25 protein-coding genes are annotated in these 25,277 nt (G+C 44.2%); 7 read left to right on the forward strand and 18 right to left on the reverse strand.

The features are described 5' to 3' along the window. Positions 1-15: 15 nt before the first annotated feature. Entirely contained in the window at positions 16-1,050 is a 1,035-nt protein-coding gene (locus tag CHRO_RS07330) for a hypothetical protein (RefSeq protein WP_181824287.1), read from the reverse strand. 328 nt (positions 1,051-1,378) lie between these two features. Continuing rightward, the gene (locus CHRO_RS07335) at positions 1,379-2,107 is read right to left on the reverse strand and encodes a Crp/Fnr family transcriptional regulator (protein ID WP_015153563.1); all 729 of its coding nucleotides are present in this window, start codon (positions 2,105-2,107) and stop codon (positions 1,379-1,381) included. Positions 2,108-2,628: 521 nt separating this feature from the next. Between CHRO_RS07335 and CHRO_RS07340 the strand changes: the two genes are divergently transcribed. Further along, complete coding sequence (locus CHRO_RS07340; protein WP_015153564.1) at positions 2,629-3,354, forward strand: Crp/Fnr family transcriptional regulator; 726 nt, start codon at positions 2,629-2,631, stop codon at positions 3,352-3,354. Between the two features lie 171 nt (positions 3,355-3,525). Here the strand turns inward: CHRO_RS07340 and CHRO_RS07345 are convergent, their stop codons facing one another. Beyond that, positions 3,526-3,771 carry a ChaB family protein gene (locus CHRO_RS07345; RefSeq protein ID WP_015153565.1) on the reverse strand — a complete coding sequence of 82 codons (246 nt, stop codon included), beginning with the start codon at positions 3,769-3,771 and terminating at the stop codon, positions 3,526-3,528. A gap of 161 nt (positions 3,772-3,932) precedes the next feature. Further along, complete coding sequence (aat, locus tag CHRO_RS07350; RefSeq protein WP_015153566.1) at positions 3,933-4,514, reverse strand: leucyl/phenylalanyl-tRNA--protein transferase; 582 nt, start codon at positions 4,512-4,514, stop codon at positions 3,933-3,935. Between the two features lie 211 nt (positions 4,515-4,725). Between aat and CHRO_RS07355 the strand changes: the two genes are divergently transcribed. Beyond that, positions 4,726-5,055 carry a hypothetical protein gene (locus CHRO_RS07355; RefSeq protein WP_015153567.1) on the forward strand — a complete coding sequence of 110 codons (330 nt, stop codon included), beginning with the start codon at positions 4,726-4,728 and terminating at the stop codon, positions 5,053-5,055. Positions 5,056-5,058: 3 nt separating this feature from the next. Here CHRO_RS07355 and rpsN read toward each other — a convergent pair whose 3' ends face one another. The 5 genes from rpsN to serS form a co-directional block, all read right to left on the reverse strand. After that, the gene (gene rpsN / locus CHRO_RS07360; protein ID WP_015153568.1) at positions 5,059-5,361 is read right to left on the reverse strand and encodes a 30S ribosomal protein S14; all 303 of its coding nucleotides are present in this window, start codon (positions 5,359-5,361) and stop codon (positions 5,059-5,061) included. Positions 5,362-5,461: 100 nt separating this feature from the next. Further along, positions 5,462-5,584, reverse strand: coding sequence for a hypothetical protein (locus tag CHRO_RS34255; protein ID WP_281168630.1), 123 nt, complete (start codon positions 5,582-5,584; stop codon positions 5,462-5,464). Beyond that, on the reverse strand, positions 5,574-6,269 hold the full coding sequence (gene nth / locus CHRO_RS07365) for an endonuclease III (protein WP_015153569.1): 696 nt from the start codon (positions 6,267-6,269) through the stop codon (positions 5,574-5,576). The genes CHRO_RS34255 and nth overlap by 11 nt, the downstream gene beginning before the upstream one ends. Beyond that, a complete protein-coding gene (gene rseP / locus CHRO_RS07370; protein ID WP_015153570.1) occupies positions 6,266-7,357 on the reverse strand; it encodes an RIP metalloprotease RseP in 1,092 nt (363 codons plus the stop codon). Before rseP ends, nth begins: the two co-directional genes overlap by 4 nt. A gap of 164 nt (positions 7,358-7,521) precedes the next feature. Continuing rightward, positions 7,522-8,808, reverse strand: coding sequence for a serine--tRNA ligase (serS, locus tag CHRO_RS07375; RefSeq protein WP_015153571.1), 1,287 nt, complete (start codon positions 8,806-8,808; stop codon positions 7,522-7,524). A gap of 62 nt (positions 8,809-8,870) precedes the next feature. Here serS and CHRO_RS31780 point away from each other — a divergent pair, with 62 nt between their 5' ends. Next, positions 8,871-9,047 (forward strand): hypothetical protein, encoded by a 177-nt coding sequence (locus tag CHRO_RS31780; RefSeq protein WP_181824288.1) that lies wholly within the window; start codon positions 8,871-8,873, stop codon positions 9,045-9,047. Here CHRO_RS31780 and CHRO_RS07380 read toward each other — a convergent pair. Next, a complete protein-coding gene (locus tag CHRO_RS07380; RefSeq protein WP_015153572.1) occupies positions 9,021-9,599 on the reverse strand; it encodes a DUF3611 family protein in 579 nt (192 codons plus the stop codon). The genes CHRO_RS31780 and CHRO_RS07380 overlap by 27 nt on opposite strands. Positions 9,600-9,956: 357 nt before the next feature. Here CHRO_RS07380 and CHRO_RS07385 point away from each other — a divergent pair, with 357 nt between their 5' ends. Both CHRO_RS07385 and CHRO_RS07390 read left to right on the forward strand, forming a co-directional pair. Next, on the forward strand, positions 9,957-10,304 hold the full coding sequence (locus CHRO_RS07385; protein WP_015153573.1) for a PadR family transcriptional regulator: 348 nt from the start codon (positions 9,957-9,959) through the stop codon (positions 10,302-10,304). 69 nt (positions 10,305-10,373) lie between these two features. Next, the gene (locus CHRO_RS07390) at positions 10,374-10,904 is read left to right on the forward strand and encodes a cofactor assembly of complex C subunit B (RefSeq protein ID WP_015153574.1); all 531 of its coding nucleotides are present in this window, start codon (positions 10,374-10,376) and stop codon (positions 10,902-10,904) included. 187 nt (positions 10,905-11,091) lie between these two features. Here the strand turns inward: CHRO_RS07390 and CHRO_RS07395 are convergent, their stop codons facing one another. Then, entirely contained in the window at positions 11,092-11,406 is a 315-nt protein-coding gene (locus CHRO_RS07395; RefSeq protein WP_015153575.1) for a DUF3155 domain-containing protein, read from the reverse strand. Between the two features lie 296 nt (positions 11,407-11,702). On the opposite strand from CHRO_RS07395, the gene CHRO_RS07400 reads away from it, so the two are divergent. Next, a complete protein-coding gene (locus tag CHRO_RS07400; RefSeq protein ID WP_015153576.1) occupies positions 11,703-13,049 on the forward strand; it encodes a GAF domain-containing sensor histidine kinase in 1,347 nt (448 codons plus the stop codon). Between the two features lie 84 nt (positions 13,050-13,133). On the opposite strand, the gene CHRO_RS07405 is transcribed toward CHRO_RS07400, so the two are convergent. The 5 genes from CHRO_RS07405 to CHRO_RS07425 all read right to left on the reverse strand — a co-directional run bounded on the left by CHRO_RS07405 (position 13,134) and on the right by CHRO_RS07425 (position 17,550). After that, positions 13,134-14,282 carry an NAD(P)/FAD-dependent oxidoreductase gene (locus CHRO_RS07405; protein ID WP_015153577.1) on the reverse strand — a complete coding sequence of 383 codons (1,149 nt, stop codon included), beginning with the start codon at positions 14,280-14,282 and terminating at the stop codon, positions 13,134-13,136. A gap of 109 nt (positions 14,283-14,391) precedes the next feature. Next, positions 14,392-14,874, reverse strand: coding sequence for a phosphate-starvation-inducible PsiE family protein (locus tag CHRO_RS07410; protein WP_015153578.1), 483 nt, complete (start codon positions 14,872-14,874; stop codon positions 14,392-14,394). A gap of 139 nt (positions 14,875-15,013) precedes the next feature. Then, complete coding sequence (rimM, locus tag CHRO_RS07415; RefSeq protein WP_015153579.1) at positions 15,014-15,715, reverse strand: ribosome maturation factor RimM; 702 nt, start codon at positions 15,713-15,715, stop codon at positions 15,014-15,016. A gap of 10 nt (positions 15,716-15,725) precedes the next feature. Continuing rightward, on the reverse strand, positions 15,726-16,232 hold the full coding sequence (locus tag CHRO_RS07420; RefSeq protein WP_015153580.1) for a GNAT family N-acetyltransferase: 507 nt from the start codon (positions 16,230-16,232) through the stop codon (positions 15,726-15,728). A 37-nt stretch (positions 16,233-16,269) separates the two neighbouring features. Beyond that, positions 16,270-17,550, reverse strand: coding sequence for a valine--pyruvate transaminase (locus CHRO_RS07425; RefSeq protein WP_015153581.1), 1,281 nt, complete (start codon positions 17,548-17,550; stop codon positions 16,270-16,272). Positions 17,551-18,003: 453 nt separating this feature from the next. Here CHRO_RS07425 and glgP point away from each other — a divergent pair, with 453 nt between their 5' ends. Continuing rightward, entirely contained in the window at positions 18,004-20,217 is a 2,214-nt protein-coding gene (glgP, locus tag CHRO_RS07430) for an alpha-glucan family phosphorylase (RefSeq protein ID WP_015153582.1), read from the forward strand. A gap of 229 nt (positions 20,218-20,446) precedes the next feature. Here glgP and treY read toward each other — a convergent pair whose 3' ends face one another. Together treY and treZ are read right to left on the reverse strand one after the other, a co-directional pair. Continuing rightward, positions 20,447-23,242: a malto-oligosyltrehalose synthase gene (gene treY / locus CHRO_RS07435; protein ID WP_015153583.1), complete on the reverse strand. Its 2,796-nt coding sequence runs from the start codon at positions 23,240-23,242 to the stop codon at positions 20,447-20,449. Positions 23,243-23,358: 116 nt separating this feature from the next. Then, the gene (treZ, locus tag CHRO_RS07440) at positions 23,359-25,206 is read right to left on the reverse strand and encodes a malto-oligosyltrehalose trehalohydrolase (protein WP_015153584.1); all 1,848 of its coding nucleotides are present in this window, start codon (positions 25,204-25,206) and stop codon (positions 23,359-23,361) included. Positions 25,207-25,277: the final 71 nt, after the last annotated feature.

A 25,277-nucleotide genomic window follows, 5' to 3' on the forward strand; every position in this document is an offset into this window, starting at 1 on the left:
CTACAACTTGTATCTCTACATAGGTGAAAGCGACATCTGAACTACTAGTTTTTCCCAGACTTTAATTGTCGATCGCAGAGGTTGAACTATGAATTGCATCACCCGGTCTACCGTAGAATGAAACATTCTTAATCTGTGTTTGTTACACTCATATCCTGCTCGTTCGCTGCGATCGCGAAAAATATAAATGTCTTTCCCATCAGAATATAGACATTCATATTCTGGGTTCTCATCAAAATTTGAATAATATTTTATACACGTACAAGCTTTATCAATTTTGCCTACAGATAGTCTAAATATTATCCTTATTGTATTTTTGACATAAGCTATATAATGATTGAGAATGCGGTTGAAATTCTGCCGCTCTTGGGGGAAAGATTTCACCTTTTCGTGTAAAAGCAATAGATGTAAATTTGCTGCGAGTGTAAAAGCTCCCAATCCTAGTAACCCTAAATTTTGTGCTTGTTGAACTAAATCTTTAAGTGCCTCATCTAAATCGCTTTGTAGAGATATTTCACAGCAATTTGCTATAGATGAAAACGCTTGAATAAAATAGTTATCGAGTAGTTCTTTCAGTAGCTCGGTTTGGGCTTCAAGTGTTGCGATCGCCTCCAAATCTGCTGGCTGTCTGACAATCGTACTAATATCATTAATAGTATTGTTTGTAAGTTTTTGATAATCTAGTTCTTGAAAGATAAACTGAAGCTGCTTCAAATCCTTTTGTTCTTCTACCAAAGCATCTGTAGTTTTCTCTAGAACCGATTGCCATGTAATTGCGAAAACATCAGTGGAATGAGGCTCGGAAGAACTATGCTCGCCAAAGTAAGTAGAGCGATCGCTTGGCGTAACGTTGGCAAAATCTGGCGGTGGCATTTTACTAACTTCTACTTCCAGAGGATCGCCAATAGACACGATCTTGACATCTTGCATGATGTCTCCAACCAACTGTCGCTGCTTAGGACTGAGTTTTTGCCAACTACTACCCCAAAGCTTAGCAACTTTCTGATTTTGGATGTCGCGCTCGTTTCCTGAGGTCATAAGAAAACTCATAAGTCAAAATGTATAGAAGCAGCTTAGTCAAGTTAAACGGCGTTGCGCTCGACTATTACAATTTTTGAGAGGTAAGTCAACTCGATCTGTCAGAATTCTTCCAATCGGAGCGTTTGTGTTGGTTAAACTTTGCTGTTAAGCTAGTTGACATTAGAAGGAATGCAACTAAGCAATAAAATAACTCTGAAAAATTCAAAGTTTACAGCTATGAGAATAGATATGCTTAAAGTAGTATATCTACTGAGGTAAAAAATGACTGTACGATAGCGGACGTAGACTCGCACAATCTCAACAGTGAATGAAGCGGCGAATTGATTGGGATTGCGTGTTAAATATTATGTGTTAAACGTATCAAGCGATCGAACTCATTTTTGACGACTTTGTAACACTCGCAGGCACTAGATTGCAGCAGTTGGCGATCGACTATAGCAATTTTGCCCCGAGAATATCGAATCATTCCCGCTTGTTGTAAAGCTGTAGCCGCTACAGTCACTCCAGAACGGCGGATACCTAACATTTGAGCGATAAATTCTTGAGTCAGTAACAATTGCTCGGACTCAATTCGATCTTCAATTGATAGCAACCACCGCGCCAAGCGCTGCTCTACAGTGTGGCGGCTGTTACAAGCAGCTGTTTGAGCTACTTGAGTAAACAAAGCTTGGGTATAGAGCAGTATGAGCCGGTGTAGCACTCCGTGGCGATCGAATTCGGCTTTGAGGCGATCGGCTGTTATTCCGATCGCCTCACCAGGAATCTGCACGATCGCCTGAGTTGTGACGCTGCCACCTCCCCAGCAGACTGGTAAACCCACCATACCATCTCTTCCCACTACACCAACTTCTATTGTCGCTCCGTCCTCCATCAGCGATACCATAGACACTAAAGCCTGAGTGGGAAAATAAACGTATTCGATTAGCTCGTTAATTTCATGCAAAATCTGCCGATGAGATAAGCAGACAACTTCTAAGTGAGGTTGTAGGCGTTGGTATTCCTCCGTTGGTAAAGCAGCCAGCAAGTGATTTTTGCGATAAAGCTCGTTAGCTTCAGAATCCGACACGTAAAGCTTCCTCCATCGATTTAATTGAAAATAATTGGGGTTTAACCTGCTTCGATCGCGCAAGATAAGTTTTGACATCACTCCAGCATTAGTTTCGAGGATGTCGGCACTGTCATCTATCGAGCGTCGCAGGAAAATTAAAATGAGGGGAAAATCAAAATATTTGAGCTATTTACTACTAGCTTGCTTCTACCAAGAAATAGCATTGACATAGTAGCCAATATCGAATATGAAGAATGAAGATCTCGTATTGAATTGGAGCGATAAATCGATAATATTTTGACTTCATGCAATTGGAGTTACAGGCATAGCTCAGCTTTTCACTTCAAAATCGTACACAAAGCTGACAAAAACCAAAGTACGATAACGTACATACACGGCTTGTTATACTAATTTTGTAGGTATTCTTAAGTAGGAGTTAAGATTTACTTCTCGGTGAGAAATATAATGAGGAAAAACACTGCCCTGTCCTGTGCCATACCTTTTCCTGATAAAAAACACATGGCTAAGGACATCTGCCAATGAGTGGATCTGAACTCGATCGAAAAGTTAATCAAAAGGATCTAAACAATCGCTTACTATCTGCTTTATCTCAAGAAGCCTATTGCAGCCTCCAATCTCATCTCGAAATTGTTTCTTTGGCATTCAAGCAGGTTTTGTTTCAGCCACAAGAGCGAATACCTTATGTCTATTTTCCAACGAGTTGTTTAGTTTCCCTCTTAACCGTTATGACAGACGGTACTGCCGTAGAGGTAGGTGTTGTAGGTAACGATGGCATGGCAGGGATTCCCTTATTTTTGGGAACCGACATATCTAACTTTAAGGCGATCGTTCAAATTCCAGGGGAAGCAATACGGCTGAGAGCCGATGTCTTCAAGCAAGCGATCGCTCAAGTCGATACTCTATCGCTCTGGATACAACGGTATATCAATCTGCTCCTAATCCAAATTGCTCAAACATCTGCTTGTAACAGCCGCCATCCCGTCGAACAACGATGCTGTCGCTGGTTGCTGATGATGCACGATAGTGCCAGAGACGATAAATTTGAATTGACCCAAGAGTTTTTAGCTCAAATGCTTTGCGTGCGCCGCGCTAGCGTGACAGAGGTGGCATTAAAACTGCAAAAAATAGGCTTACTTCAATATAATCGCGGTAAGATGACAATTTGCGATCGCCAAGGTTTAGAGGCGACAGCGTGCGAGTGTTACGGTTTGCTACGAGCAGAACGCGATCGCTTGTTTGGCTGATGGTTCGCAGTTGCGATTCCATCCTAAACGATTAAAAAATAGAAGAAACCCGCACGGGCGGGTTTTCTTAACCTTAGTTTTCTTAACCGGAGCTTTGTTCAAATTCGTGCCAGCTCGTGTTAAATAGTTTTGCGATCGCTGAGTCTTAGGATCGGATGTTAAAACTATCTACTAATTACCACCAGATACGGTAGACTTATCGTGTACTGCGGGATCTTCTGGTTTCTGATGCCACTGACCATCTTCCCCTTGTTCGTATTCTTGGCTAACGCTGTTCCAAGCAACGTTCGTTGCAGCGTCTTCACTCATCCCATCTGACTGTGCGGCATTAAATGCGGCTAAAAAGATCTGCTGTCCGTGTTGGGGTAACTTTTCGGTAATTTCTGCCGGTAATTCTTCTACATTGTTGTAAGCCACGATCTATTTTTCCTTACTTTCATTATTAGTTCAATCCTAAATAGGAAATAGAGAGGCTTCCTCTTTCCACAAGCATAAATACAACAGCAGGTAGTTTTTTCAATCGAGTATTCTAAATTACCACACTAATTATCTAAAAGTATTTTTTCGATTGATAAAGCTTAAGCGAAAGAACAAGAGCTTTTCCAAGCGAGACGGAGTAAAGAACGATATTCTTTCTCGCTGACTGTGTAAGCCCCAAATCTTGCTAAGTGAGGGTTCATCATTTGAGCGTCGAAGAAAACAAAGTGGCGATCGCGCAATCTTTCGACTAACCTCACCATTGCGACTTTAGAAGCTTCGGGGATGTGATAAAACATTGACTCACCGATAAAAGCACCACCAATCGCAATTCCTAAAATTCCTCCTGCTAATTCATCTCCTTGCCAAGTTTCAAAACTATAAGCATAACCAGATTGATAGAGCAACCAGTAAATTTCTTTTAATTGAGAGGAAATCCAAGTTGTTTGGCGGTTAGCACATCCAGCTACCACAGCTTTGAAATCGCGATTAATGGCAACAGTAAAACGGTTAGAGTTTAAAACTCGCCGTAAAGACTTAGGATAATGAAATCTTTCATCCAAGGGAATGAAAGTGCGATCGCTGCAAGAATACCAACTCAAATTTTCACCTGTCTCGTCAGCCATCAGGAAATAGCCTTGGGCATATCCCTCTACGATTGCAGACACGTCATATTTGGTCATTGGTCATTGGTGAGTGGATAGTGAAAGCGTGGCTAGTGACAAGAATTGAGTCCAGCCACTAGCCACTAGTCACTAATAACTGATACTTTTGATTCTGAACCGAAAATATAGAATAATATACTAAATTCTCTTACCCTAGCCCCCAGCCCCTAGCTCCTAACCCCTAGCTCCTAACCCCTAGCTCCTAACCCCTAGCTCCTCACCCCTAGTTATGGCTGAACCAATTCCGCCAGTCACATTGCCACCAGCTAAAGATCCTCTACAAGAGGGGGAATGGTTGCGAGCAGCCCTGCAACAATGGCTCGATACAGAATTTCTGCCAGAGCCAGCTAATCAACAAATATCTCGTCGCGCTGCTCAAATATTCGTCCGGCAGCGAATGGAAGGAGAGAACGATCTAGGTTCACTAGCGATCGCGATCGTCACAGAAATGCAAGAATTTGATTTTTCTAAAAGCTTTTACAGCGAATTTGCTGTTGCTAATGCAGTCAGCGATCTGCTCCTAGATAGCTTGGGCATCGATCGCTGTTGCGGTCAATAAAACCTACCAGCTCGACTTAACGACTCCTGGTAATAGCCCTTCGTGCGCCCACTCTCTCAACACGTTCCGAGACAGCCCAAAGTCTCTGTAATACCCTCTAGGACGACCCGTAACCCAGCAACGATTGTGGAGGCGGGTGCGAGAGCTACTGCGGGGTAAGCGTTGAATTTGCCGATGGATTTCTAGTTTCTCGACTTGAGATTCGGCGTTGTGAAAATCCTCAAGTAATGCCTCACGTTTGTCAGCATACTTTGCAACTATCTTTTGGCGCTTTTTCTCGCGCTCGATCATGCTCTTTTTAGCCATAAATGCTGAAAGCTATTGTTCCCTAAAGACACCGTTTTCCATTGTATCTCATCAGTTATCAGTTATCAGTTATCAGTGGCTAGTGGCTAGTGGCTAGTGGCTAGTGAGGTGTAGGGTGTGGAGATTGTAAATTTCTTTCTCCCTCAGCTGGGCGACTCTCCCCCAGTTCCCTTGTCTCCCCCCTCTCCCTTGTCTCCCTCACTCCTCGCTCCTCACTCCTCACTCAAAACACTAGGGGGAATCTCGTCTAATAACGGCAGATCGGCTGAGGGACACAAATCGGAGAGCAAACATGCCTGACATGCAGGATTGCGTGCTTTGCAAATAGCTCGTCCGTGATAAATAATCCGAATTGAAAAGTTTTCCCAGTCATCTGAGGGGAGCAACCGAATCAAATCGCGCTCGATGTGAATGGGATCTGTATTTTTCGTCAATCCTAAACGATAGCTCAAGCGTTTGACGTGGGTATCTACCGTGACTCCAGCATTAATCCCAAAGGCATGAGCCAGCACCACATTTGCCGTTTTTCGCGCCACTCCTGGCAAGCGTAAAAGCTGTTCCATGCTGGGAGGAACTTGTCCTCCATATTCCGCTACCAAGATCCGGCAGGCGGCTTGAATGTTCTTAGCTTTGTTGCGATAGAACCCTGTCGAACGGATGAGATTTTCAATCTCAACTGGTTCCGCCTTAGCTAGTGCTTCAGCATCGGGAAACTGCCCGAATAAAGCAGGCGTGACTAAGTTCACGCGCTCGTCCGTACACTGAGCTGAAAGTATAGTTGCAACCAGAAGCTGAACAGGTGTTGCATAATTGAGCGTACAAGGGGCATTGGGGTACAGCCGCTTCAGGCGCACTAGAATTTCCAATGCCCGTTGTTTTTTCGATGCCCACTTCCGAGTTATGTTCACTGAAAGAACTTTTGCACCCAAGGTAGGTTAGCAGTATCGCGCACGATCAGGAAAATTCCCAATCCTAACAATAGCATTAGCCCTGTTTGCATTACGCCGTCTTGAATGCGAGTCGGTAGGGGCTTACCGCGCAGTCCTTCCACAAATAAGAACGCCAATTGACCACCATCTAGAGCTGGTAGAGGCAAGATGTTGATGATAGCAAGGTTGATGCTGATTAAAGCGGCAAATTGAAGTAAATTAGCTGGATTCGATTGGGCAATATTTGCGCCAAACTCTACAATTTTGACTGGTCCTGCAACTTGGTTGGCAGTTTGGCTGAAGTTACTAATCAGTTGGACGAATCCCTGACCCGTGAGAACGACAATTTTTTGGAATTCGTTTGCTCCCACGTTGAAAGCTTGCAGAATATTCGCAGCACGGCGAGTTTCTAGTTTACCGTTGGGGTTGAGTTGAACGCCGATCCGTCCTTGACCTTCAGGGCTGCGTTCTGGCGTAATAGTTAAATCTAGAGTTCGATCGCCCCGTTGAAGTTGTAGTTCTAAAGGTTGGTTGGGATGCGTTGCGATCGTCTGCTTGACGTATTCCAAAGTCCCGGGAACAGCCTCTAATCGCTTTCCCTCGATTGCTAAAATTACATCTCCTGGTTGAATGCCCGCCTTAGCAGCCACAGAACTCACATCTGTAGCCACCACAGGGACGAGTACCCCAGGTTCGGGGACGAATTTTTGCACGCCTACAGTTCCTACTTGAGTCACCAAAAGCAAGTAGGCAAAAATTAAGTTGGCAATTACCCCAGCACTAATGACAATTGCGCGATCGAGAATCGGGCGATTGCGTAAAAGATTGGGGTCATTAGGAGGAATCGTACTATCGGGATCGTCGTCAGGAAATCCCACGAAACCACCCAAGGGAAAAGCACGAACCGCGTATTCGGTTTCCGGTCCCTGATATTTCCACAAAATCGGTCCAAAGCCCAAGGAAAAACGATTGACATGAATACCCTGTGACCGTGCGGCTATAAAGTGTCCTAGCTCGTGTACCAAAATTAAAACGGCTAAGACTGCGATCGCTGCCAAAACTGACATAGAATCAATTCTCGATAAATTTAGCTACATATTTCTTCATTGTAATGAGTGGTGCGTGGTAATTAGTGACTAGTGACTAGTGGCTAGTGGTTAGATTCTTCAAGACACTAGCCACTAGCCACAGATAACTAGCCACAGATAACTGGTCACCGATCGCTGTTCCCTCACCTCTCCCCAATGACTTCTCGCCTTAAGTAAGGTTGCAACACCTCCGGTACTTTTATCGTGCCATCTGGCTGCTGGTAATTTTCTAAAATTGCTGCCATTGTCCGACCTACAGCTAAGCCGGAACCGTTGAGAGTATGGACGTACTGGGTTCCTTTTTTGCCTGCTTCCTTAAACCGAATGCTCCCCCTGCGAGCTTGAAAATCCATGCAATTAGAACAACTGGAGATTTCTCGATATTTTTCTGATGAGGGTAGCCATACTTCTAAGTCATAGGTTTTTGTAGACGAAAAGCCAAGATCGCCTGTACACAGTTCTAGAACTCTATAAGGCAGTTGTAATGCCTGTAAGATCGCTTCTGCGTCGTGCAATAGTTTTTGATGCTCTTGTTCCGAGGTGTCGGGATGGACGAATTTGTATAATTCGACTTTATTAAATTGGTGTAGTCGAATCAGTCCCCGTGTATCTCTACCATAGCTACCAGCTTCGCGGCGAAAGCAAGGCGTATAAGCACAGTGATTAATTGGCAAATCTTCTGCTGTTAAAATTTCCCCTCGATAGAAATTAGTAATTGGAACTTCAGCTGTGGGACTGAGCCACAGATCGTCATTGGCGCACTTAAAGCTTTCTTCAGCAAATTTGGGTAGTTGACCGGAGGCTGTGAGGGATTGAGAATTAATCAAAAAGGGTGGGATAATTTCTACATAACCTGCGGCGGTTTGGCGATCGAGCATGAATTGAATTAACGCTCTTTCCAACTGCGCCCCAATACCAATTAAACTGACAAAACGGCTTTGAGCTATTTTTGTCGATCGCTCGAAATTGAGCAGACCTAGCTTTTCACCAATTTCCCAATGGGGCAGAATGTTCGCGTTTTGGGGCAGATACTCATCGCCCCAACGCCGCACTTCAATGTTTTCTGTTTCGTTTTTGCCAATCGGAGTAGAATCGCTTGGTAAGTTGGGAATTGTTAGCAAGAAAGTTTCGATTTGTTCTTTTAGCTCTCTTTCTTGCGGTTCGAGTTCGCTCAACCGAGTTTTGATCGTGTTGCCTTCTTCTCGCAAATCTTGCACTTCTGGAGAGTCAGGACTGCTACCAGATTTAATTTTTTGTCCGACGAGTTTACCAATTTCGTTACTACGGGCTTGGAGTTGCGATCGCGCTTGTTCTAATTCCCGCTGTTGACGGTCTAACTCCAACAATGGTTGCAAGTCATAGTCGCCACGACGCTGCAACCGTTCTTGCACGGTTTGGGGATTTTCTCTAATTTGCTTAATATCCAGCACGGATCTGTTTAGCTTCTTCTAGTTCTGGTTACAACACTATCACGAGCGGTAAGGAGTGGGGAGTGAGGGGTGAGGAGCGAGGAGCGAGGGATTATTGGAAAAAACAGACAGGAGACAAGGGAAAAATAAATACCATTTCTTCTCCCTCTCCCCAAATCTCCTATTCTCCCACTTCTTCCCTCACTCCTCACTCCTTGCTCCTCACTCCTCGCTTAACTCCGATTAATCCGATTGAGTAGCCATAAAGCGCTGGATAATCCCAGAAAGTGAGCAAAAATGGTGTTCGTGTTTGCTTGCACTGCTAATATGTCCAATCCGCCAATAATCCGATTGGGATCGAATATTCCGGTTGCGATCGCCTGGGGTGATATGGCTCTAGCAAATAGAGTCCCAATAATCGCATAAGCTCCAAACAGGCTCAAGAGCATTCCTACCAAGTTAACGACTAAAGCAAATTTGATCACTTGAATCGTATAAACTTTGCGCGGACGGTTAGCAGGATTAGATGACCGAAGTTGTCTGCCTAGTCTGGTGTATCGAAAAGCACAGTAGACGCTCATGCCAAGGGCAATCAAGCCGCAGACAGCGAGAAAAATACCAAATCCAGTCCCAGGATTGTTACTAGGACTACCAGTTCGCTGACTGAATACGGCAAATAGCAATAAAACTATGGCAGAAACAACACCCAAAACGATCTGCGACCAGAAGCCAATCCAACCAGTCAGCCGAAACTGGTTAGCAATGGATTCAAGCGATGCCGGAGGAGGCTTCGTACCCGACTTATCAAACATATTTATCTCCAGTTTGGATTTATTAAACAGATACTTATCACTCTTAAAATAGAATTCATAATTCGTAACTTGTAATAATTCTTACATCCAAAATCCTCAAACCCTACTCCACAGCCCTTCCTGTAAGAGATCTTGTCGCGTTAGGTCAGACAAGAAGCAAAAATGTAATGAATTTTGAATGAAGTTTAGCAGACAACTTATGGTTCTGCGTTTAAAATTGCCTCAACCGCATTCCGGTGCGATCGGCGAAGTTTTGCAGAGCGATCGCGGCTGAGTGTGAGAAACAAGGATTTCGTCAGAGATGATTGTCAAAAGTGCTGTTTTTTGTGATTTATGGATGAGAAGTAAACTAAAGCTATGAGAATTGAGGATATTTATCAGTTTTTCCAAAATCCTCCTCCGACCTATTTGAGCCAAGAACTTGCAGTATGTTACGTGCTGTCAGTTTTGTTAAAAGGAGAATCCTACGGCACGGAACTGATTCAAAAGCTGGAGAGCGAATACCCTAATTATCGCCTTTCCGATACAGTCCTATATAGCGCACTTAAGTTCCTGGAAGATGAAAAGGCAATTCTCGGCTACTGGAAGAAGGTTGAGGGAAGAGGGCGACCGCGACGGATGTATCAGATAAGCCCAGAATGGCAAGTACAGGCGCAGGAGTTATCTCGACTGTGGCAAGAGTATATTAGTAAGGTGGTACGCTAATGGCCGATCGATCGTGCAAAAATCGATTGTGAAAAAGTCGAACAGGCGCTGTTCAAACGCAAGATAGCTATGACTCCGATTCTCTCATCGACCCTACTGCTGACTTTATTGCTGTCAGTGGGGCTATTTTTCTTCATTCGAGCCTCTACTAAAGACCGAACGCAAACGCTCCATCTGGTGTCCGCACAGCCAGAAGCTTCGTTGATGGCGCAACTACAACAGTATTTGCGCTCGCGTTCCTACACTGTGTCCGAGGTGGATGCTGAGAAAAATTCTGTTACGTTTGAGGGAGTTATCCGACCGAGCTTGTTTCTAGCTGTGTTTCTCTCAATCCTTGCCACGGTGGGAATTCTTTGCCTGATCTTGGTTTGGTCGTTACTATTTCCAAACTGGACGGCGGCTTTCTCGCTCCTGATTTTGCTAGCTCCAACAGCAGGTATTTTCTATTGGAAAAAAGCAGCCAGGAAAGAACGGGTATCTCTTAAATTAGAGGCAAATACGGGCGATCGCATCTCGCCACAAAGCCTACTCACAGTCACCGCTCATCGGGATGAGTTAATTCAATTGCAGCGATCGCTGAATTTGAAGCCAGCAGAGTAAGGAGATCGAAATCTGGAATTCGCGTAGCCTTGCGTGTAGCAATATTTTAGGGGAAGTATATACTTCCCCTAAATTTCATCTTTGCTTTGCTAAACGCGACTCACTCGCATTTGACTAAAACGCTAATGATTTCAAAATCTCCAATACCTAACTTTTGGTTGTCATTTAGCTTCGGCAACGCCTTAGGCTACCTGTGTGCGGCAACGAGTTCCTTTTCAGGAGGATTTTCTAGTACCCGTAGACTAGGGAACAAGAAATGATTCTCTTCTACATACTGCGCCCCAAACAAACCTTTTTCTGCCCAGAAGTAGCGATCTGTAGTGTGCTCGTTTCGCTTAACCAGCAGCAATGCAGGCGGAGCAATTCCCTCCGCTTGAATAAACTTCCGAGCAGCAGTCACGGGTTTATCTTCGCCACTTTCAATGCTATATTGAGGCACATGCTCGAGGATGCGACGTCCTTCCTGGCGACGACGACTTTTGCGCTTGCGTCTTCTTGCCAACCTGTCTCCCTCCTTTTTTTAACCAGAAAATTGTATTTATATTTACAAAATCCGTCGTCAGTATATCGATTTGAGTTAGAAAAATCAACTTATGTTAAGCGTTTGCAACAAAAAACCCGCTAATGTTGAAAATATGATTAATAAAACGACACAAGCGATCGCAGTCAATTAAGATTCTTAATCCACTTACAATTCAGTTATCAGTTGTCAGTTATCAACGACTTGTGACTCGTGACTTGTCTTGCTCCCCCAGCTCTCTTCCCCCGACTCCCAAATTCTTGCCGTAGCCCTTCGTAATGCCTGCCAGTGCTGAGTTTATTTCATTGTGTCGCTCTCAAGTTGCCTTGCTAACCCAAGGAATGGGGGCGGCTTTGAGCGTGGTATATCTGACGGAAAGATTAGTAGAGGAAGGAACAGCACAGGAGAAGCTGATCCCTGTCGTAGCCTATCCAGAGTCAGCAGTGAGGTGGCAGGGACTAGAGTTAAATAGTGCAGCACTTCCTGCTACAACAAGTCGCCTTCAGCCACCGCGATTGCAAGCAAAAGCCACTGCAAAAAATATAGATACTGTATCTTTGCCGGAACTACCGACCGAGGCAAATGTAGCTGAAGCGGCAGAAACGGCAGATAAAGCGCTAGTACCGAGCCAACAGATTGTTTTACCACTGCTTAATGAAGGAGTGTTAATTGGACTACTCGTGACTAGTCGGGAGGATAGAGCATGGAACGAGCGAGAACGGCATGAAATCGAACGAGTGGCGCAAACGCTAGCGTTGGCAAGACTTTTAGATCGGCGACGAGAGCGATCGGAGCAGCAGCTCAGCCAGCAAAAGCAACTACAAGCCCAGCAGCGAGAGTTATTAGATAACTTACTGCACCAGTTTCGCAACCCACTGACGGCGTTGCGGACGTTCGGCAAATTGCTGCTCAAGCGCCTGCTGCCTGGAGATGCAAACCGAGCTGTGGCAGACAATATCGTGAGAGAAAGCGATCGCTTGCAAGAATTGCTGCAACAATTCGATCGAGTCATCGACATGACAGAGGAAGATTTAGAACCAACCAAATCCCTTCCTCCAGCCACAGAGGTGCGATCGGCAATACCTATACTCAATACCCCTTTACCACTGCTGCCCAATCGCGAAGGCACTCAGAGCGAGATTTGCACGATTGAGGACGTGCTAAAACCCTTGCTAGCTTCTGCTTGGGCGATCGCTCAAGAACGCAACTTAGAGCTGCAAGCAGATCTGCCACCAAATTTACCAGCAGTGCGCGCTCATCTAAGAGAATTGCGTGAGGTATTAAGCAATTTGCTTGACAATGCGATTAAATATACTCCGCCTGGAGGCAAAATTTACGTCCAAGCAGGATTAGAGCGAGACAACTTCCAGGGCATCGCCATTAGCGACACGGGGGTAGGTATCCCCCCGCAAGATAAGGAGCGAATTTTCGATCGCCACTACCGAGGTAGACAAGCAGATTCAGATATTCCTGGTACGGGTTTGGGACTAGCAATTGCTAAGGCACTGATCGAACAAATGCAAGGCACGATTGAAGTTTTTAGTCCTGCTTTGTGGCATCCCACCCCAGAAAGTAGCGGGGGAACTACGTTTATTGTTTGGTTAATGGTAATGGGTAATGGGTAGTTAGTAGTTGGTAGTTGGTAGTTGGTTGTAGCTCCTAGTCTCCTCTGCTCCTTACTCGATCGCTCCCTGCTTCCTGATAACTGTTCACTCATAACTGATAACTGAACGAGCAAAGCGCTGCGCTAGGGGTGGGATGATAACGAGGGGATTGCTGAATCCAGAGAAGGTGTGGATGCCTGTTTTGCCAGGAATGTTACCGATTAGTGGCAGGGGATAACTTCGTTCAGCTTTGCTAACGCGGCTGAAACTAACTAAACAGTGATGCCAAGTTCCCGGCAGGTTTTTGAGTGCTGGTAAAATTTGCCCTACACTTGCTCGAATAGTAGCTTCGCTGGCTTCGGGATTAATGATGGCTTGGGTATCGGTCAAAGTGCGGCTCAACTGCCCTAATCGCAGGCTACCATCGAGAAATTGAATCGCCCCAGCATCTAAAATTGGGGGTGCGAGTTCTAATCCTTGTTCGTCCCATAGGCGATCGTTTGTCGTCGATGCGGCTTCTAGTTGAAAGCGTTGAAGTCGAGCTGGCATCACGAGCGATCGCAATTGGATGTCAACTGGTGGAATGTCAATTAACTCAGCATGAGTAAAGTACAGTTCGATCGAAATGCCTGCTGCTTTGAGTAAAGCACGACTCAATCCACCCGCGCAGATCGCTGTGTTGGCACTGCAATACGTCTCGCTAACGGTTTTTACCCCTTCTACCTTGTCGCCTTGTTGCCAGAGTTTGAGTACTTGAGCAAACTGAAGATCGCCCCCCGCCCGTAAAAAGGCTTGGATGTAGGCTTGAGCGGTTTTTTCAGCATTGATATGACCGTGTTTTACCGTCAATGCTCCGGCGATCGCGTCAGGGTTTAATAATGGTTCTAATTCGCAGGCTTCTGAAATGCTGAGAAATTGTGGCGGAATGGCAAAATCAGCATAGGTAGCAGCGACTGCTGCGGGGTCGTCATCAGCTGCAATTGTCAGCAGTAAGTCTAGTTCCCGAAATTGAGTGTCGGCGGCTAATTCTTCCGAGAGAATGCGATGACGGGCGATTCCTTCAGCGCACAATTGACGCATCGTATCGGTAGTACCAGACCAAAAAGCTAAACCACCATAGCTATAGCGAGTCGCATTTTGTCCTGTTGGATCTTGTTCTAGCAGCAGGACGGAAAAGCCTTGCTGAACTAATTCGTAGCTCAAAGCTGCGCCAGCAATACCTCCACCTACTACAATCCAATCGTATATTTTCATACTTCACATACGCTGTTCGATCGCTCATCCAGATCCTACCGTAGCTGCTAAGTAAGTCAAAAGTTAAATGTCAAAAGTCAAAAGTACAAATTAAGCTGTTTATTCATAATTAATGCCCTTTATGTGGCGGATATTTGGCATTAGTGCGTCTGACTAACCAGTAACAAATAGAAAGAGCAATAATCGCTGCCGCAAGTGCTAATAGTTGAGAATCAGTAATTTTGCCAAGATCGAGAATGATAATTTTGCGAGCAATTGCAATTAAAGATGTGACAATTACCATCTCGATTTGAATGATATGACTGCTAAGATAAGAAGTAATATTTTGCGTAATTTCTAGAGCAATAAGAATGTTTAAAAATAAACCAAATATTCTGAGTAAGCCAGCAGAAAAATTCCCTAGTTCAGAAACAAGTAGCAGTTCTTTAGCTAAAGTCACGCCCAAATCTATAATGGCAAATAAAATAACTCCTAACATTGCTAGCGTTAAGAGTTTGGCAAAAAAATCTTCTACTTTATCAACAAAAACTAAAAAATTTGGATTCGTGTTTTTATCTACTAGGGGTGATATTAGTTTTCGCAATAACTTCATTGGTTAAAAGTCAAAAGTTAAAAGTTAAAATTCAAAAGACTGCAAGCTAACTACACCCAGCAAATTAAATGTCGAATAACTAATGCTGATGAGAAGATCGTACCAGAGATAAGCCAAGATAGAAGTATTCTGCTAAACGTTACAGTTCCAGCAAACCTGGTGGCGGTGCGATTTCAATTCTTCTCATCTCTAGATCTACAACAGGTGCGATCGCTTTCACAAATGGAATCAAAACTTTTCTTGGGTGAGTCGGGAGTTGGGAAGCGGGTGGAGGCGGAGGTGTCCTCCGCATCGGAACCGCGTAGTCGGGAGTCGGGAGTGGAGGATCGCTAATTTTGACTTCTGACTTTTGACTTTTGGCTTCTTGATGCAACTGTACTTCTAACAAGTCGTTTCCAGCAGGAATGACATCTGTTACCGTACCGATGCTCTCGCCAGTTTCTTGTAAGAAGACTTCTAAACCGATCAGATCGACGACATGATATTCATCTTCTCCTAATTCGGGGCGATCGCTTTCTGGTACGAGCAAGACACAATCCCGTAGTGCTTCAGCTTGGCTGCGATCTTCAATTCCCTCTAAGGCTACCACGTACAATCCCTTACCTGGAATATCTCGACCTTCAATTAATTCAATTGGTTCTGGTTCTGTTTTCCCTGGACGCAATAACCAACGCTGTCCTGGTTCGATAAATCGTTCGGGAAAGTCTGAATCGGGGTAAACTCTGACTTCTCCATCTAATCCTTGAGGTGCAACGATTGTACCAATTGCTAACCAGCCATCGGGAATTTGTGGTTTTTGATTTTGAGATTTAAGTTTTGAACTCGTATTTTTGCCATTCATAATAGTAGCGTTAAACCGCAAACTCCTGGGCTAAATCTATCAACGATCGGTCGGTTACTCTGAAGACAGTCCACTCATTCATTGGTACTGCTCCTAGTTTTTGATAAAAGTTTATTGCTGTCTCATTCCAGTCTAATACCCACCACTCCAAGCGACCGCAGTTTCGCTCTTGAGCAAGATAGGCTAGATAACTGAGCATAACACGACCGATTCCCCGTCCGCGCATCTCTGGTTTTACGTACAAATCTTCTAGATAAATACCCGCACGTCCGAGAAATGTTGAGAAGTTATGAAAGAAAAGTGCAAAACTGACAGGTTGCTTTTGATAGTAACCTAAAATAACTTCTGCGCCTTTTCTGTCGCCAAAAAGAGACTCTCGTAAAATAGCTTCAGTAGCAACAACTTCATGACTCAGTTGCTCGTACTCAGCCAGCTCTTTGATAAATTGTAATACTACTGGTACGTCATCCGGTTCGGCAAATCTCATCTCAAAATTGAGAATTTTAGTTTCAATCATAAAACTACTGAGATGTCGATTGGGAATCTTTTAACTTTTAACTTTTAACTTTTGACTTTGCATAAACCTGTTCTGCTACTTTTGCGAGTCGCTGCATTCCCACTGCAATTTCTTCATTGCTAGCAGTCAGACTAATCCGCAAACATTGCTGTTTGTGAATCCAATCTTCGTGCAAACCAGGGAAGAAGGAACTACCAGGAACGACAATGACATTTTCTTGTTTGAGTTGTTGATAAAATTCCCAATCGGTTAAAGGTAAATCTTTTAACCATAACCAAGCAAAAATTGCTCCTTCGCCACGATGCAAAAACCAAGGTATATCAGGCATCGCCTGTTCTAAAGTAGATTCTAATACCTCAAACTTTTGCCGATAAAAAGGTCGAATAACATTGCTAGAAATTTCTGCTAAAGCACCAGAATTAATCGCTAAAGCCGCGATCGCCTGTCCGTAACGTGACGGATGGATGCACATATTTGTCTGAAACGATTCCAGAATTTGAATTAATTTTTCATCTCCGATCGCCACTCCAATTCTTTCACCTGGCAATCCGGCTTTGGATAAACTCATGCAATGGAGAATGTTGTCACCAAATACAGGAGACATTTCCGTAAAATTCAAAGCTGGAAAGGGAGGCGCATAGGCAGAGTCGATAATAACTGGAACGTTATAAGGTGCAGCCAAAGCTGCAATTTTCTTGACTTCCTCATCCGTCAAAACGTTACCCGTAGGATTGCAGGGACGAGAAAATATGACGCATCCCGTCTCTTCGTTAATTTTAAGTTGACTGAAATCGGGGCGATATTTGAATCTATGGGCGGCTGCATCGATATCTAGTGCAGGCTTATAGGCAATTAACGCTTCTGGGGCAAGACTTACGCCACCATAACCCGTGTAATCTGGACTTAGGGGTAGAACGATCTGCCTTAACTCACCATCGAGACAGTAACCACCAAAAGCATTTGCAGCGTAGAAATAGAGAGTTTGACTACCAGGCGTAATCAGGATATTGCGATCGCTTAAGTTTAACCCGTAGCGGCGATTGAAATCAGATGCGATCGCGCTAATCAGTGGCGCGTACCCCTGACTCGATCCATAACGACAGACGACTTCGCCATAGTCAGAACTGGCTAACAACTGCGCCGTACAGTCTCGCCATAACTGCTCTACCTCCGGCAAAATCAGCGGATTTCCCGCACTTAAATTAATAAACTCCTTACCTGCACCTGCTTGCAGCGTTTCAATAATATCTTTCATAATTGCTCGCACCCCCGTTAGGTGGGACATTTGAGCGCCAATTTTCGTTAGGGCAGGGTTCATAAGCAGATATGTAGGAGACTTTCTTAATTTAACCAAATCGGAGGAGTCGGGAGTCGGGGAAGAGAGCTGAGGAAGCAGAGGGGACTAGGGAGACAAGGTAGACAAGGGAGACAAGGGAGACAAGGGAGACAAGGGAGACAAGGGATCTGAGGGTGAAACTGGCTGTTGCCTCTTGCCTTATTAACCAACTACCAACTACCCATTACCCATTACCAAACTTAACATCCAGCAAAATTTTGTTAAAACATCCTTTATCTAATTTGACACTGAAATCTGGAAAAAGTGTAAATAAAAATCTTAAAGTAGACATACTCCGTATATGCTAAAAATCCTAACTGGGATGATGTTGGCGAGGATAAATTACCCAGGTTTCTATTACCGAGTCGAGTTTTAATTGGTTTGTATTGCCATCGGTTTTAGAGCAGAGAGTTCACAAGAGAGTACTGGAATAATATGACGAATAAATCTGCGATCGCCCCAGCACAAAAGCTGAGCGAAAAACTACCCCTGCCACTCAAAAGATTGGCAGATCTGGCTTATAACTATTGGTGGAGTTGGACGAGCGAACGAGTTTTCCTATTTCAAAACATTTCGCCGGAAGCTTGGGAGCGTTACGGGCATAACCCTGTAGCCGTGTTGGAATCGGCTTCTTACGAACGCCTGACCCAATTAGCAGAAGACCCTTTCTACATCAAACATTTATCCCAGGTGGTGGCTGAGTTTGATGCTTACATGAATCAGCAAGATACCTGGGTGAGTCGAGTTGCACCGCAAATTTCCTGGCAAAATCCGATCGCCTATTTCTGTGCTGAGTTTGGCATTCACGAATCTCTCCCCGTTTATTCGGGCGGTTTGGGTATTCTAGCTGGAGATCACCTCAAATCTGCTTCCGATCTGGGCGTACCTCTGATCGGCGTAGGATTGTTGTATCGTCAAGGCTATTTCCGGCAGCGGCTCAATCGTAGTGGTTGGCAAGAAGATTACTACATTGACAATGTTTTCCAGCAAATGCCGCTGGAGTTGATGTTGAACGAACGGGGAGAAGCCCTGACGATCGCGCTGCAAGTTAGACAGCGGATGGTCAAAGTTCAAATTTGGCGGACGCAAGTGGGTAGGGTGAGTCTCTACTTGCTCGATACAGACCGCGAAGACAACGACCCGATCGATCGCTGGCTCACGGGACACCTCTACGGGGGCAACCAAGACACGCGGATCGCCCAAGAGGTGGTTTTGGGGATTGGCGGAGTCAAGGCGCTTACAGCTTTGGGAATTCAGCCCTCAATTCACCACTTGAACGAGGGACACGCTGCGTTTTGCACCCTAGAGATTGCTTGGCAAGAAATGGAGCGGACGGGCAAACCTTTCTACGATGTGGAAGCGAGCGTCCGCAATCGCTGCGTCTTTACGACTCATACCCCCGTACCCGCCGGACACGATGTCTTCTCTCCCGATTTGATGGATTCTCATTTTGCGCAATATTGGGCGCAGTTGCGGCTATCGCGAGAGCAGTTTTTAGCTTTGGGCGCGAAAAGACTGGGCGATCCTTGGGAGCCTTTTGGTATGACTGTCTTAGCGCTGCGGATGTGCCGCGCTGCTAATGGCGTGAGCGAATTGCACGGCAGAGTTTCGCGGCAAATGTGGACTGCTTTGTATCCCGATCGCCCTGAAAACCGCGTACCCATCGGTCACATCACCAATGGCGTTCACGCCCCGACTTGGACGGCTCCGTTGATGGCTGACCTTTATACTCAGTATCTAGGTACAGATTGGCAGACGCGGGCGATCGATCCGGCAATGTGGGCAGATGTCGATCGCATTCCCGATGCGGAATTATGGCAGCGACATCAAGTTTTGAAAGAGCGTTTGATTGCCTTTACCCGTTACAGAATCAAAAAAGCCAGAACGGATCGGGGTGAAGTAGGCGATCGCATCCATGCTGCCGATCTGTTGCTCGATCCCAATGCCCTCACGATTGGTTTCGCCCGTCGCTTCTCCCAATACAAACGGGGCAATCTGCTGTTACGGGATGCGGAAAGAGCGTTGAAGATCTTTGGTAATGCTCAGCGTCCAGTCCAAATTGTCTTTGCTGGTAAAGCTCACCCCGCCGATGAGGAAGGTAAGCGGATCATCCAAAAATTGATGGAGTGGTGTCAGCATTCTGCAATTCAGCATCGAGTGGCGTTTATTGAAGACTACGACATTTACGTAGCACAGAAGTTAGTGCAAGGCGTAGATGTTTGGTTGAATAATCCCCGTCGTCCCCTGGAGGCTTCTGGTACGAGCGGGCAAAAAGTCTGTTTTAATGGCGGGATCAACTGTAGCGTCCTTGATGGTTGGTGGTGCGAAGGCTATCAAGTTGGGATGGATGGCAAGGGAATCAACGGTTGGGCGATCGGTGAAGATGCTCATACAAGCAATCAAGAGTTGCAGGATCGGATCGATTCTGAATCCCTCTACAAGTTATTGGAAGAGGAAATTGCGCCTCTATACTACGATCGCGACAACAACGGCATTCCGCACCGCTGGATTCAAATGATGAAGGCATCGATTAAGACGAATGCACCTCTGTTTAATACGGATCGGATGATCGCCGATTACGTGACGCGCATCTACGCTCCTGGTTGTTCGACAATCTCTACACCAAGTTTGGCTCAAGTGATTGTCTAATTTGATTTGCCAATTTTTTTAAAAGGGGACGATACAACAATACAATTGGAGATCCCCCAACCCCCTTCACAAGGGGGCTTTCTTTGGAGATCCCTCAATCCCCTTCACAAGGGGGCTTTCTTTTTCCCCTTTTGACGAGGGCTTTATTCCTCGCCTTAAAAAGGGGGCTTTCCCCCCTTAAAAAGGGGGCTAGGGGGATCTAGTTGGAGTTTCTCCCTGAAAATAAAAGTTATTTTCGTCCAATTAACAGCGCTACGGGAAACTCTTTCAACGTGTCAGCAACTGGCAACTTTCCATCAGTTTGAATATTTTGATGAGTAATTGTGTCCTCCCACTTTGAAGCTATTTCGGCAGGTATTTGAATATAAGTATCTTGCCAAACTTCGCCAAATGGATACTCACCAGGTTGAATTAAACTCGTTAAGAAGCGAGGGGCGATCGCAATAGCTGTTGTATTTTCAAAACTGCGTGCGAAAGCCACGATATTTTCTTTGTACTTGCCGCTAATTTCTAGAGGTTGATATTCTCCTTTTTGAAAAACATCTAAATATTTCGTTCTCGCTTTCAAAATTTGATGAGTTAGAAACAGCTTAATTCTGCCATCTTCCTTTGTAGCTAGCAGATCGGCAATTAGAGCAGAAATATTCGTGCTAATTTTCTCTTTGATTTCCGACAAATAAGAGTTTCTCTGCTCGAAATCAACTGGACGACGATTATCTGGATCGACTAAACTTAAATCCCATAGTTCCGTTCCTTGGTAAAAATCAGGAACCCCAGGAGAAACTGATTTTAGCAGAGTTTGAGATAGGGAATTAAAGATACCATAGTAAGAAACCTTCTTTTGAAATGGGAGAAACTCTTTCAGAAATTGATTGTTTTCCGACTGATTCAAGACTGCTTCGACAAAACTAGTGCAAGCATCTTCATAAGTCTGATTTTGCCGCAGCCAAGCCGTGTAGACTTTTGCTTCGCGAATTGCCTTGAGCATATATTCTTTGACGCGATCGCTAAAGCCATTTATTTCACTCTCTAAGAATGGATATGCCCCTACTAAAGTTTGATAAAATGCGTATTCATCATTGCGATCGGGAAAAATTGAGTTTTTATGTTGCGTTTTATAAGAACGATTTAATTCCATCCAACTACGAACTTGTTGCTGCCATTCGTCAGGAATTTCTGACAGAACGTTGATTCTCGCCCTCACATCTTCACCCCGTTTGGTATCGTGGGTTGAAGTTGCACTCATAGCATGAGTCCATGTCTGATTTCGATGTTGGTTAAAACTATGAAACTCAGCTAAATCCATTCCAAAATGGTCTGGTTCGCCACCAACTTCATTTAAAGAAAGCAAGCGGTAATAGACATATAAAGCTGTATCTTCTACCCCTTTTGCCATCAGCGGTCCCGTATATTGTTGCATTCGCATAACAAAATATAACCACTGGTCTTTCTCAGCTTGAGTCAGAGTGGGTTCGTATTCTAGTAAGAGTAGTTTCTCGATAAAATTTAGTTCGTTTTGTAACAGAGGTGTGCCATCTTTAGCAGCTTGAATGACTGCTTGAATATACTGTCGATCCTGCTCAGAAATTCCGGCAGCATTGATGTAAGTACAATAGATGGGAAAACGGGTGAGAACTTCTGCGATCGCACGTTTTAAGCCATTGAGAGTAAAATCATTACCATAACGATATCTACCCGCAATTTTCTTTAGCAAGACACTCAAGTTATCAATATCACCTGCTAGATTTTTATCGATAATTAAATGCTTTTTCTCGGCTACAACATCAGGAAAAATCGTGATAAATCCGGTTAGATTTCGATAAATTTCGTCAAACTTATCTCGATTTGCTTTTTGACAGAAAAGTCCATTCACATAGTTTAGATAATCGTAGCCAGAAGTCCCCTGAATTTGCCAGTAATTAGGTATGTCTTCCCCAATTTGCAAAATCTTTTCGACGGTGATATAAGTATCACCTACTTTTTCCCGCAGTCTTTCTAAGTATTGAGTAGGATCGTAAAGACCATCGATGTGATCGATTCTTAAACCTGTAAACTTGCCTTCGTTAACTAATTTTGCAATGAGTTCGTGAGTAGCGTTGAAGACTTTGAGTTCTTCTACTTTGACTGAGATTAATTCGTTGACTGTAAAAAATCTGCGATAATTAATTTCTTCTGCACCTACTTTCCAGTAAGAAAGTCGAAAGAACTGTTCTGAAAGTAACTTATCTAAAAGATTAAAACTTTCAGTATTTCCTGGTTCGCCATTAAAAACCTTAATATTATCATCGATAAAAGCTTTTACTTCAGGATTGCCTTCATACAGTTCCCAAAGTAAGCCTCTAACAAATTCTGTTTGATCTTGTCTTCTTTGTTTACCAACAACATCAGCAGAGATATTCTTAAGAATGTAGAGAATTGCTAGAAGTTTAACAAAATCTGGATGTCTTCTACCTAGCGTTCTAGCTAATTTACCTAAATTGTAGGTCAAGAAAGTTGCATAGGATTCTAGTTTTAACGGCAAGCTTAGACTGTAATAGTTGACAGTCAAGCCGGTTTGTTCGTACTTGAGTTGAATTTCTCCATTCTCTAACGATTCTCCATAAAAATTTCCTAGCATCGGTGCTAAGATTGGTTCTTTGTTATCAGTGAAAGGAGCATTCCAAGCAATGTCAAAATATTCTACATAGGCTGAATCAGACCCATTTTCTAGGACATCCATCAACCATACATTTTGGCTGTCATAAGCCATGTGGTTAGGGACGATATCTTGCAACCAACCTAATTGATGCTGTTTAATTTCGGCAATCAAAGCATCAAAATCTGCTTCAGTTCCTAGTTCGGGATTGAGTTGAGTTGGATCGACAACATCGTAACCGTGAGTACTACCCGTTCTAGCTTTAAATATCGGTGAAGCGTAGAGATCGGAAACTCCCAAAGCTGCTAGATACGCGGTAATTTTTTTCGCATCTGCAAATTTAAATTCCGAGTTAAATTGAATGCGGTAAGTAGCTGTGGGAATGCGCATGAGAATGGTAATGGGTAATGGGTGATGGGTGATGGGTGATGGGTAACTGTTAATTATTAGATTTGATAGCAACCAAGCTATAACAACCACCAATTAACAATTACCAATTACCAAAACTACGTGTTTTCGTAAAGTACAAAGTTGTACGATCGCAGTTTTATTTCTTCGCCCGAATTGATTTTATCTGGGGCGACAGTACCGGAACCTTGCCATTTTTCATCGGCAGAATCGAGAATCTTTTGCCAATTATTGTGGCTGAGTTCTGGTGCGAAGCTAACATCATTTTGGTTGAAGTTCATCAGACAAAGAATTTGGCTGTCGTCACTCCATCGCCGCCACCAGACAATTTTTTGTTGTTCGTCTGCACCTGCTTCTATGCTGTTTCTTTCTTTTTTAATTAAAGCAGGAACAGTAGTGCGAAGTTGAATTAATTTTTGATACCAAGACCAGATAACTTGGTGTTTACCTTCTTGGCGTTTTTCCCAATCCATTTTACAGCCGAGAAAAGTTTTGGAAGATTCTGGATCGGGTGGGTCTCCTACGGCGTGAAAGGCAGCAAATTCCTGTTTTCTGCCCTCACGAACTGCTTTAATTAAATCTGGGTCAGAGTGGCTGACAAAGTATGTAAAAGGTGCTTCTTCGGCATACTCTTCACCCATGAATAGCAGAGGAATATAAGGTGAAAGAATTACCGCTCCAGCAGCTAGTTTGAGAGCATCAAAAGAGATGAGTTTTGATAGTCTTTCTCCTAACAACTGATTGCCAATTTGATCGTGATTTTGAATGCAAACGACAAATTGAGCGAGATCGGTGCGATCGCGAGCAGAACTACCATGAAATCTCTGACGATGAGGTGCATATTTCCAGTCATAGACAAATGTATCGCGATAGGCTTTTGCCAAGTCTTCGCATTTACCAAAGTCTTGATAATAACCGTCACTATCGCCTGTTAATAATGCATGTAAAGCATGGTGAAAATCATCGCTCCACTGAGCATCAAGTTCGTATCCACCTACTTCTTTGGGACGAATAATTTTTGGATCGTTTAAATCGCTTTCAGCAATTAAGTAATACTTTCTCCCTTGTCGTTCAGAAAATTCTCGAACTTTTTCGGCTAATTCCGCTAAAAAGTGTTTTGCGCCTAAATCGTAAATCGCGTGAACTGCATCTAATCGCAAACCATCGATATGAAATTCTCGCAGCCAATAAAGGGCATTTTCGATAAAAAAGTGGCGCACGTCGTGACTGTGGGCATCATCAAAATTAATGGCGCTGCCCCAAGGAGTGCGGTAGGTTTGAGTAAAATAAGGAGCAAAATTGCTGGTGTAATTACCTTCAGGTCCAAAATGGTTGTACACCACATCGAGAATCACCGAAATTCCCTGTTGATGACAAGCTGCAACTAATTGCTTTAACTCTTCGGGAGTACCGTAGGAATTTTGCACGGCAAACGGGTAAACCCCATCGTAGCCCCAGTTGCGATAGGCGCAACTCCCATCTGGGGGAATATTGCCAGGAAATTGCGCGATCGGCATAATTTCGATCGCGTTGACTCCCAACTCTTTCAAATCTGCCAAACGGGGAATAATTGCAGTAAAAGTCCCTTCTGGGGTAAACGTACCGACATGTAATTCATAAATAATCATCGCGTCTAGCGGTACGCCAGCCCAATCGCCATCATTCCAAGTAAATTCATGGCTTATCACTTGAGAAGGCTTATGTACGCCATGCGGTTGAAAATAGGAAGCTGGGTCGGGGCGAGTTTCGCCACCATTTAATTCCAGAAGATATTGCGTACCTGGAGGGATATTATCGGCTACAACTTTCCAGTAGCCATCTTCCTGTTCCATCTGCAAAAAGCGTTCTTCGGGGGATACAATTTGAACGCCCAGTGACTCGATATTCGGTCCCCACACGATAAATTCACAGCGATCGCCGCCTAAATAGTTAGCACCAATTTTCATAAATTTGTCATTTGTCATTTGTCATTTGTGAGTGACTGGTGGCTGGTGACTAGACTCAATTCTAGTCACCA

It is taken from the genome of Chroococcidiopsis thermalis PCC 7203 (assembly GCF_000317125.1).
GTDB lineage: Bacteria > Cyanobacteriota > Cyanobacteriia > Cyanobacteriales > Chroococcidiopsidaceae > Chroococcidiopsis > Chroococcidiopsis thermalis.

Coding starts and splice junctions, on each gene's coding strand:
- CHRO_RS07390 (WP_015153574.1), top strand. CDS start 10,374: ATGACTCCGATTCTCTCATCGACCCTACTGCTGACTTTATTGCTGTCA.
- CHRO_RS07410 (WP_015153578.1), bottom strand. CDS start 14,874: ATGAAGTTATTGCGAAAACTAATATCACCCCTAGTAGATAAAAACACG.
- treZ (WP_015153584.1), bottom strand. CDS start 25,206: ATGAAAATTGGTGCTAACTATTTAGGCGGCGATCGCTGTGAATTTATC.
- CHRO_RS07385 (WP_015153573.1), top strand. CDS start 9,957: ATGAGAATTGAGGATATTTATCAGTTTTTCCAAAATCCTCCTCCGACC.
- glgP (WP_015153582.1), top strand. CDS start 18,004: ATGACGAATAAATCTGCGATCGCCCCAGCACAAAAGCTGAGCGAAAAA.
- CHRO_RS07420 (WP_015153580.1), bottom strand. CDS start 16,232: ATGATTGAAACTAAAATTCTCAATTTTGAGATGAGATTTGCCGAACCG.
- rseP (WP_015153570.1), bottom strand. CDS start 7,357: ATGTCAGTTTTGGCAGCGATCGCAGTCTTAGCCGTTTTAATTTTGGTA.
- treY (WP_015153583.1), bottom strand. CDS start 23,242: ATGCGCATTCCCACAGCTACTTACCGCATTCAATTTAACTCGGAATTT.
- CHRO_RS07330 (WP_181824287.1), bottom strand. CDS start 1,050: ATGAGTTTTCTTATGACCTCAGGAAACGAGCGCGACATCCAAAATCAG.
- CHRO_RS07380 (WP_015153572.1), bottom strand. CDS start 9,599: ATGTTTGATAAGTCGGGTACGAAGCCTCCTCCGGCATCGCTTGAATCC.
- rpsN (WP_015153568.1), bottom strand. CDS start 5,361: ATGGCTAAAAAGAGCATGATCGAGCGCGAGAAAAAGCGCCAAAAGATA.
- CHRO_RS07400 (WP_015153576.1), top strand. CDS start 11,703: ATGCCTGCCAGTGCTGAGTTTATTTCATTGTGTCGCTCTCAAGTTGCC.
- CHRO_RS07340 (WP_015153564.1), top strand. CDS start 2,629: ATGAGTGGATCTGAACTCGATCGAAAAGTTAATCAAAAGGATCTAAAC.
- CHRO_RS07355 (WP_015153567.1), top strand. CDS start 4,726: ATGGCTGAACCAATTCCGCCAGTCACATTGCCACCAGCTAAAGATCCT.
- rimM (WP_015153579.1), bottom strand. CDS start 15,715: ATGAATGGCAAAAATACGAGTTCAAAACTTAAATCTCAAAATCAAAAA.
- aat (WP_015153566.1), bottom strand. CDS start 4,514: ATGACCAAATATGACGTGTCTGCAATCGTAGAGGGATATGCCCAAGGC.
- CHRO_RS07405 (WP_015153577.1), bottom strand. CDS start 14,282: ATGAAAATATACGATTGGATTGTAGTAGGTGGAGGTATTGCTGGCGCA.
- CHRO_RS07425 (WP_015153581.1), bottom strand. CDS start 17,550: ATGAACCCTGCCCTAACGAAAATTGGCGCTCAAATGTCCCACCTAACG.